This window comes from Candidatus Alistipes pullistercoris (assembly GCF_027665465.1).
Lineage (GTDB): Bacteria > Bacteroidota > Bacteroidia > Bacteroidales > Rikenellaceae > Alistipes_A > Alistipes_A hominis.
Window position 1 is genome coordinate 144,633 of record NZ_JAQDED010000005.1, and the last position, 7,407, is coordinate 152,039.

8 protein-coding genes are annotated in these 7,407 nt (G+C 56.0%); 3 read left to right on the top strand and 5 right to left on the bottom strand.

Going from position 1 to position 7,407, the window contains the following annotated elements; all coding sequences use genetic code 11:
• Positions 1-13 precede the first annotated feature (13 nt).
• A complete protein-coding gene (locus PGR91_RS08810) occupies positions 14-1,111 on the bottom strand; it encodes a glutaminyl-peptide cyclotransferase (protein WP_101572528.1) in 1,098 nt (365 codons plus the stop codon).
• Between the two features lie 113 nt (positions 1,112-1,224).
• Between PGR91_RS08810 and serS the strand changes: the two genes are divergently transcribed.
• Positions 1,225-2,493, top strand: coding sequence for a serine--tRNA ligase (gene serS, locus PGR91_RS08815; protein ID WP_101572530.1), 1,269 nt, complete (start codon positions 1,225-1,227; stop codon positions 2,491-2,493).
• 187 nt (positions 2,494-2,680) lie between these two features.
• Here the strand turns inward: serS and PGR91_RS08820 are convergent, their stop codons facing one another.
• Together PGR91_RS08820 and plsY are read right to left on the bottom strand one after the other, a co-directional pair.
• Complete coding sequence (locus PGR91_RS08820) at positions 2,681-3,025, bottom strand: TIGR04076 family protein (protein WP_118655830.1); 345 nt, start codon at positions 3,023-3,025, stop codon at positions 2,681-2,683.
• Between the two features lie 102 nt (positions 3,026-3,127).
• Entirely contained in the window at positions 3,128-3,760 is a 633-nt protein-coding gene (gene plsY / locus PGR91_RS08825; RefSeq protein WP_101572534.1) for a glycerol-3-phosphate 1-O-acyltransferase PlsY, read from the bottom strand.
• Positions 3,761-3,886: 126 nt separating this feature from the next.
• On the opposite strand from plsY, the gene PGR91_RS08830 reads away from it, so the two are divergent.
• Entirely contained in the window at positions 3,887-4,801 is a 915-nt protein-coding gene (locus PGR91_RS08830) for a YitT family protein (protein ID WP_101572536.1), read from the top strand.
• Between the two features lie 3 nt (positions 4,802-4,804).
• The gene (miaB, locus tag PGR91_RS08835; RefSeq protein WP_118655832.1) at positions 4,805-6,175 is read left to right on the top strand and encodes a tRNA (N6-isopentenyl adenosine(37)-C2)-methylthiotransferase MiaB; all 1,371 of its coding nucleotides are present in this window, start codon (positions 4,805-4,807) and stop codon (positions 6,173-6,175) included.
• A gap of 85 nt (positions 6,176-6,260) precedes the next feature.
• Here miaB and PGR91_RS08840 read toward each other — a convergent pair whose 3' ends face one another.
• Both PGR91_RS08840 and PGR91_RS08845 read right to left on the bottom strand, forming a co-directional pair.
• Entirely contained in the window at positions 6,261-6,812 is a 552-nt protein-coding gene (locus tag PGR91_RS08840; protein WP_118655834.1) for a hypothetical protein, read from the bottom strand.
• Positions 6,813-6,903: 91 nt separating this feature from the next.
• Positions 6,904-7,407, bottom strand: a 504-nt coding sequence (locus PGR91_RS08845; protein ID WP_270399326.1) for a hypothetical protein, incomplete at its 5' end; no start/stop codon positions are given.

The following is a 7,407-nucleotide window of genomic DNA, read 5'->3' on the forward strand; positions in this document are numbered from 1 at the left end:
TGTGGAGTCGGCCCTACTTCGGATGGACCGAAATTTCGAATAGTTTGTTCCAGTTTTTGCCGGTGACGAAAATCCGGCCCGTTCTGGCGTCGTAGGCGATGCCATTCAGCACGTCGGTCGCCGGCGTGACGTCCGCTTCGGAGAGCAGTCCGCTCATGTCGATCGCTCCGGTCACCGCGCCGGTCTGCGGGTCGATCCGGATGATGGTGTCGGTCATGTAGACGTTGGCCCAGATTTCGCCTTTGATCCACTCCATCTCGTTGACGTAGGCTACCTTGCTCTGGTCGGTATAGACTTCGATCGTGCGTATCCGCCGGAAAGTTTCCGGGTCGAGGACATAAATTTTTTCGCTGCCGTCGCTCATATACAGGTGCTTCCCGTCGGTGGTCAGTCCCCAGCCTTCGCCGCTGTAATCGAATTCGCCGACTTTGTCGAACGTTTCCAGATCGTAGACGAACGCCTTGTTGTTTTGCCAGGTCAGTTGGTACAGCTTGCCGTCCAGCAGCGCGAGGCCTTCGCCGAACAGGTTGTCGTCCAGTTTTTTGGTGACGACCGGCCTGCCGGTGGCGAGTTCGACCCTGCGTACCGACGAACGTCCCTCGAGGCCGGTGCTTTCGTACAGCGAGCCGTTGTGCCACAGCAGGCCCTGCGTATACGAGTCGGCGTTGTGCGGATATTGCCTGAGCACCTTGTGTCCGTACAGTATGGGCGCTTTTGCGGCCAGGATGGTAAATTCGCCGGTGCGGCTGTCGCTGTCGCCGTCGCGGTAGGCGGTGATTCGGTAAACGATCCGTCCGGTGGGGTGTTTCCCGTCGGTGGCATACACGTAACCCGCCGTGTCGAGCGCCGTCACGCGGCTGCCGCCGATCGACAAAACGACGCTATCGACTTCCGCGCCGAGTTCCGCTACGATCCGCTGCGATTCCCCCTGCGTGACGTAGGTGCCGTACAGCGGCGATACGCTGCGTATCAGGCCGGCTTTTTTCTTTTCCGTCTGTTCCCGTTTCTTTTCAGAAACGCCGTCGGCTTTCGCTCCTCCGGTTCCTACGCATGCGCTTAACAGGCAAAACAGCAGTACGACCAGCGGCGATATGTTTTTCCGGATGTCCATAAATTATGAATTCACAGGTTACAAAGGTACGAAAAAATAGTATCTTTGCCTCACTGATATTACGTAAAAACGAACGAAAGCAGTATACAAAAATTTAAAAAGATCGAAACCAAATGCTGACACTTAAGCAAATCAGGGAAGACAAGGCGTTTACGCTGGAACGTTTGGCCGTCAAGGGGGTGGATGCCACAGAGGCCGTCGAGAAGATCGAAGCGCTGGACGATGAACGTAAATCTATTCAGGCTCAATTGGATGCATGCCTGGCGCAGCAAAATGCCATCGCCAAGGAAGTGGGTATGCTGTTCAAACAGGGCAAAAAGGAGGAGGCCGAAGCCGCTAAGGCGAAAACGGTTCAGTTGAAGGAACGCTCGCGGAGCATGGAGGAGCGGTTGCGGGCCGTAGGCGAAGAGCTGAACGCCGTGATCGTGACGTTGCCGAATTTCCCGAACAAGGACGTGCCGCGCGGCAAGACGGCGGCCGATAACGTGGTGGTGCGTATGGGCGGGACGAATCCCGCGCTTCCGGAAGGAGCGTTGCCGCACTGGGAATTGGCCCGCAAATACGACCTGATCGATTTCGAACTGGGTGTCAAGCTGACCGGGGCCGGTTTTCCCGTTTATAAAGGCAAGGGCGCTGCGCTGCAGCGCGCGTTGATCGCGTTTTTCCTCGACTGCAATACGGCTGCCGGTTATACCGAGATCATGCCGCCGCTGATGGTCAACGAGGCGTCGGGCTTCGGTACCGGGCAGTTGCCCGACAAAGAGGGGCAGATGTACCATGTGACGCTCGACAATTACTACCTGATCCCGACGGCCGAAGTGCCCGTGACGAACATCTACCGCGACGTAATCCTCGACGAATCCGATTTTCCGATCAAGATGACCGCTTATACGCCCTGTTTCCGCCGGGAAGCGGGCTCCTACGGCAAGGATGTGCGCGGATTGAACCGGCTGCACCAGTTCGATAAGGTGGAGATCGTCCAACTGGCGCATCCCGACCGCTCTTACGAGGCGCTGGACGGGATGATCGCGCATGTGGAAAGCATTGTCCAAAAACTGGAACTGCCGTACCGGATTCTGCGACTTTGCGGCGGCGACATGAGTTTCACGTCGGCGATTACGTATGATTTCGAAGTCTATTCGGCGGCGCAGGGACGTTGGCTCGAGGTGTCGTCCGTATCGAATTTCGAGTCGTTCCAGGCAAACCGGTTGAAGCTGCGCTACCGCGATGCTCATAAGAAAACGCAGTTGGCCCATACGCTGAACGGCAGTTCGCTGGCTCTGCCGCGTATCCTGGCGGCGTTGCTGGAGAACAACCAGACTCCGGAGAATATTCGTATCCCGGCGGCGTTGGCCCAATACACGCGTTTCGACCGGATCTGACGACCGGGTTTTAAAAACGGACGGCAGGCCTCGCGGGGCTGCCGTCCGTTTTTTTATGGGTATCCGACGTTCCTGTCGCGGCGGGCGGAGCAAACTCCGGTATGCGCCGTGGGCGTGCCGGAGTGAGTGCCGGTTTCGGAAGCGCGGGAACGGTTTTCCGCTTCCGGCGTTTCCGGCCGGGGCCGAATTACCGCACCGGAGTGTAGTCGATCGTCGATTCTTCGTCGGTCGCTTCCAGCTTGAAAATCACGGGACGCAGTCCGTCGTTGCAACTGCAGATCGCCATTCCCTGTTTCCGGATCCAGTCGCCGTAATAGAAAAGACCGTTTCCCGCTCCGTGGGCCAGGGCGAACGCGTATTGGTAGATCGCTTTCCACGCTTCGTCGCAGAATCCTTCGGGGCGGGCGTAATCCGCATAAAACGTTTGTCCCTGTTTCAGCATCGGGCATGCGGTCAGTCCTTCGGCCCCGTACTCTTTGGCCAGTTCTTCGTTCAGGGTGGTTTTCAGCACCGTTATTTTCACTTTTTTCATATCGGATCTGTTTTTGCTCTGCGTCGGGTAAGATCGTCTGTGCCGGCGGGGGACAGGATGCGTTTTCGTACTCCTTTGCAAACGGGTTGTTCCGGGAAGCGGTTATTTTTTGTCCTTTTTTTTGAACAGATAGGTCTTCGATTCGCTGTGGTCGAACAGCCGCTGGATGTTCCTGCGGTGGGTATACAGCAGCAACACCGCGATGACGCAACTGAATACGATCAGCGATACTGACCGTTCGCCGAATACGCCGATTACGAAGATCGGGAACGCGATCCCGGCGCTGATCGAACCGAGCGATACGTAGTGGGTGGTTACGAAGACGATCCCGAAAATCAGCAGGCACAACAACACGGCCGACGGATAGACGGCCAACACCGCTCCCGCCAGCGTGGCGACGCCCTTGCCGCCGCGAAACCCGGCGAACAGCGGCAGGATATGCCCGATCACGGCTGCCGCCACCAGCGCGATCTTCAGGTCGAACATCGCGTCGCTGCCGTTTTCGTAAGCGGTCAGGTGCGACAGCATCACCGCGACGAATCCTTTCAGCATGTCGATCCCGAAGACAGGAAGCGCCGCCCGCAGCCCCAGCACGCGCAGCGTGTTGGTCGCTCCGGCGTTATGGCTGCCGTGTTCGCGGACATCGATGCCGTAAAAGCGGCGGCCGATCCATACGGCGCTCGGAATGGATCCCAGCAGATAAGCAATGACGATTAAGGTTATATTGAGTACCATGATTTTTCGCGTTAAGCCGCAAAATTAGGCAAATAAAACGCATAAACGAAATCCGGAGTTTGGTTTTTAACAGAATTGATTACTTTTGTTATTTATTGGAACGAAAATAGAAAAAGGAGGAATGTTATGATTCCGAAAGTATACGACCGATGGCTTGCGAGACAGTCCGTCGTTTCGTGGATTTACGTGTTCGTCGGCAGTGTCGTGCTGTCCGCCGGGTTCGTGTTGTTTATGAACCCGTACCGCATCGTGCCGGGAGGGGTGTACGGCGCCGGCATCGTGCTGCACTATCTGTTTCCGTCGGTGCAGGTCGGGACGTTCGGCCTGATGCTCGACATCCCGCTGCTGCTGGTCGGGATGAAGGTATTCGGGCGGGCGTTCGGGGCGAAAACGATTTTTTCCGCGCTGTTGATCCCCCTTTCGATGAACGCGATGACGTGGCTTTTCGGCGAGAGTCCCGAAACGCTGTTCGGCGGAGCCATGAATCTGTCGCAGGACATGTTCCTGCCGTGTATCTTCGGCGGCGTGCTGATCGGCGCCGGAACCGGGCTGATCATCAAGTCGCACGCCACGTCGGGAGGCACCGACATCATCGCGAAGTTACTGACGCGCTACGCGCACATCCGCTTTTCGCGCGGAATACTGATCGTCGATTCGTGCGTCGTACTGTTCGGCATGATCGTTTTGGGCGACTGGCGCTTGCCGCTTTACTCGTTAGTCACTATCTTTGTCTCGTCGCGGGTCATCGACTATATCCTCGACGGCGCGAGCTACGACAAGCTGCTGTTCATCGTTTCCGACCGGCGCGAGCAGATCCGGGAATATATCCTCGAACGAATGGGACGCGGAGGCACTTACCTGAAGGCGTCGGGTTTGTACACCGCGCGGGATAAGGAGGTGATTTTCGTGGTGGTGAGCCGCGGCGAGGTGTCGATGGTGCGCAGTATGGTACACGAGATCGATCCGACGGCGTTCGTCGTGATTGTCGATGCCGACGAAACTTATGGGGACGGTTTCAAGCCTTTCCCGCAAAAAGAGTAAACGATGGATTTCAATGCCGAAAATCTGAAAAAACTGCGGCCGTTGTCCGGCGATGGCAGTAAACTGTATATCGAAACCTACGGCTGTCAGATGAATGTCAGCGACAGCGAAGTGGTGCTGTCGATCCTGCAGCGCGACGGATACCGTTACACCGAGCGGATCGACGAAGCGGACGTGATCCTCGTGAATACCTGTTCGGTACGCGACAATGCCGAGCAGCGCGTCCTCGGCCGTTTGCGCGAGTTCAAGCCTTATAAGCGGCGTAAGAAAGCGTTGCTCGTCGGCGTGATCGGCTGCATGGCCGAACGGATGAAAGAGCAGTTGATGGAGCGCGAACAGTTGGTCGATATCGTGGCCGGGCCGGACTCTTACCGCGATCTGCCTCGGCTGCTGCGGCAGGCCGGCGACGGCAGCCGTTCGGTCAACGTGCTGTTGTCGCAGGAGGAGACTTATGCCGAAATCGCCCCGGTGCGGCTCGATAAGAACGGCGTCAGCGCTTTTATTTCGATCATGCGCGGGTGCAACAACATGTGTTCGTACTGCGTGGTTCCCTATACGCGCGGAGCCGAACGCAGCCGCGATCCGCGGACGATTCTCCGCGAAGCCCGCGAGCTGTTCGACGCCGGTTACCGCGAGGTGACGCTGCTCGGGCAGAACGTCAATTCGTACCGTTGGGAACAGGACGGGCATTCGACCGGCTTCGCCGCCCTGCTCGACGCCGTGGCCGGAATCGACCCGTTGCTGCGGGTGCGGTTTTCGACTTCGCATCCGAAAGATCTCAGCGACGAGGTGCTGCATGTGATGGCGCGGCGGGAGAACCTGTGCCGCGCGATCCACCTGCCGGCGCAGTCCGGCAGCACGCGGATGCTGGAGTTGATGAACCGAAAATACACCCGCGAGTGGTACCTCGGCCGGATCGCCGCGATCCGGCGTATCTTGCCCGACTGTGCGCTGTCGACCGATCTGATCGCCGGTTTCTGCACCGAGACCGATGCGGATCATCGCGACACGCTGTCGCTGATGCGGGAAGTCGGCTACGAATTTGCCTTCATGTTCAAATATTCCGAACGCCCGAATACCAAAGCGGCTCGTCATTTCGCCGACGACGTGCCCGACGAGGTGAAAACGGCCCGACTAACCGAAATCATCGATCTGCAGAACGAACTGTCGCTGCAAAGCAACCGCCGCGACGTGGGCCGCACGTTCGAAGTGCTGATCGAAGGCGTTTCGAAACGCAGCGACGACCGGCTGTTCGGCCGCACGTCGCAGAACAAAGTCGTCGTCTTCGATCGCGGCGACCGGCGGATCGGCGAATACGCGACCGTCCGGATCACCGATTGCAGTTCGGCCACGCTGATCGGCGAACTGCTTTAGCTCTTTTCGAAAGTCCCGAAACTGAAAAAACAGACCGGCGGAAAGCATGTCCCTGTCCTCCGGTTTTTTTAGTCTGCTTTTATATCTAAAAAAGCGGTCGGTTGATGGTTGTTGGTGCCACCTGGATCAGTCTGAGTTCTGTTCCTCCGCTACCGTTCACCGGGTCGCTCCAGTCGATCAGGTAAATCTGTTTTCCGGTTGCTTTGAGCGAATCTACCCAGGCCCATGATTCTTCTTTCGTTTTGAAGGATGCCAATTTGTTTTCCAGCGTGATCGGGTTGAACGTATTGATAAACCGCAGCATGGTTCGGGATCCCGTGACGATTTCCATCTGATCTTTTGCGGGGTCTACCGGGCGGGTTTTGCTGAGTTCCGCCGGATTGAAACTGCAATGGAAAAAGAGTATGTAAATGTTTTTTTGTTTCGATTTCATTTCGAAACTGATCGGCCGATGCGCGAATAACGGGTCATTGTCGTTTTCAGCATCTTCGAATCTTTCGATGCCTTCCCGGGTGTCTTGTGTAGATGCGGAACAGTATAAATAAATCGCATCGCCTTTGACACGGGATTGGGGTTCGACACCGAGTGCCGTGAATGCCGCCGTGCAAACGAATGCAAGTAACAACCATGTTTTCATAATTCGGCAGGCTCGTTTTTGTAAATATAATGAAAATCGGCAGAAAGGTGCGATTCTTTCTGCCGATAGTTATCATTTAGTATTTAATTTGTTAGTAAGACGGACGGTTGGTAAGGGTAGGCCTTACCTGAATCAGTTTGAGTTCGGTGCCTCCGCTACCGTTCACCGGGTCGCTCCAGTCGATCAGGTAAATCTGTTTCCCTGTCATTCTAAGCGAGTCCACCCAGGCCCATGATTCTTCTTTCGTTTTGAAGGAAGCCAGTTTGTTTTCCAGTGTGATCGGATTGAACGTATTGATAAACCGCAGCATGGTTCGGGGTCCCGTGACGATTTCCATTTGGTCTTTCGCCGGGATTACCGGGCGGGTTTTGCTGAGTTCCACCGGATTGTAGTTGAAAAAAGCAAAATCAATATAAATATCTTTAGTTTTTGAAACCATCTGAAAAAAGATAGGTCGATGTACATAAAGCGGGTCATTGTCGTTTGCCGGATTTTCTCCTCTTTCGACGCCTTCGTCGGGATCGGTGCGTGAAGTACAATAGAAATAGATCGCATCGCCTTTAACACGAGGTTGCGGTTCTGCGGCGGGTGCCGT

Bases quoted from the DNA above. Each gene is read 5' to 3' on its own strand.
- serS (WP_101572530.1), top strand. From the start codon at position 1,225: ATGCTGACACTTAAGCAAATCAGGGAAGACAAGGCGTTTACGCTGGAA.
- miaB (WP_118655832.1), top strand. From the start codon at position 4,805: ATGGATTTCAATGCCGAAAATCTGAAAAAACTGCGGCCGTTGTCCGGC.
- PGR91_RS08810 (WP_101572528.1), bottom strand. From the start codon at position 1,111: ATGGACATCCGGAAAAACATATCGCCGCTGGTCGTACTGCTGTTTTGC.
- PGR91_RS08840 (WP_118655834.1), bottom strand. From the start codon at position 6,812: ATGAAAACATGGTTGTTACTTGCATTCGTTTGCACGGCGGCATTCACG.
- PGR91_RS08820 (WP_118655830.1), bottom strand. From the start codon at position 3,025: ATGAAAAAAGTGAAAATAACGGTGCTGAAAACCACCCTGAACGAAGAA.
- PGR91_RS08830 (WP_101572536.1), top strand. From the start codon at position 3,887: ATGATTCCGAAAGTATACGACCGATGGCTTGCGAGACAGTCCGTCGTT.
- plsY (WP_101572534.1), bottom strand. From the start codon at position 3,760: ATGGTACTCAATATAACCTTAATCGTCATTGCTTATCTGCTGGGATCC.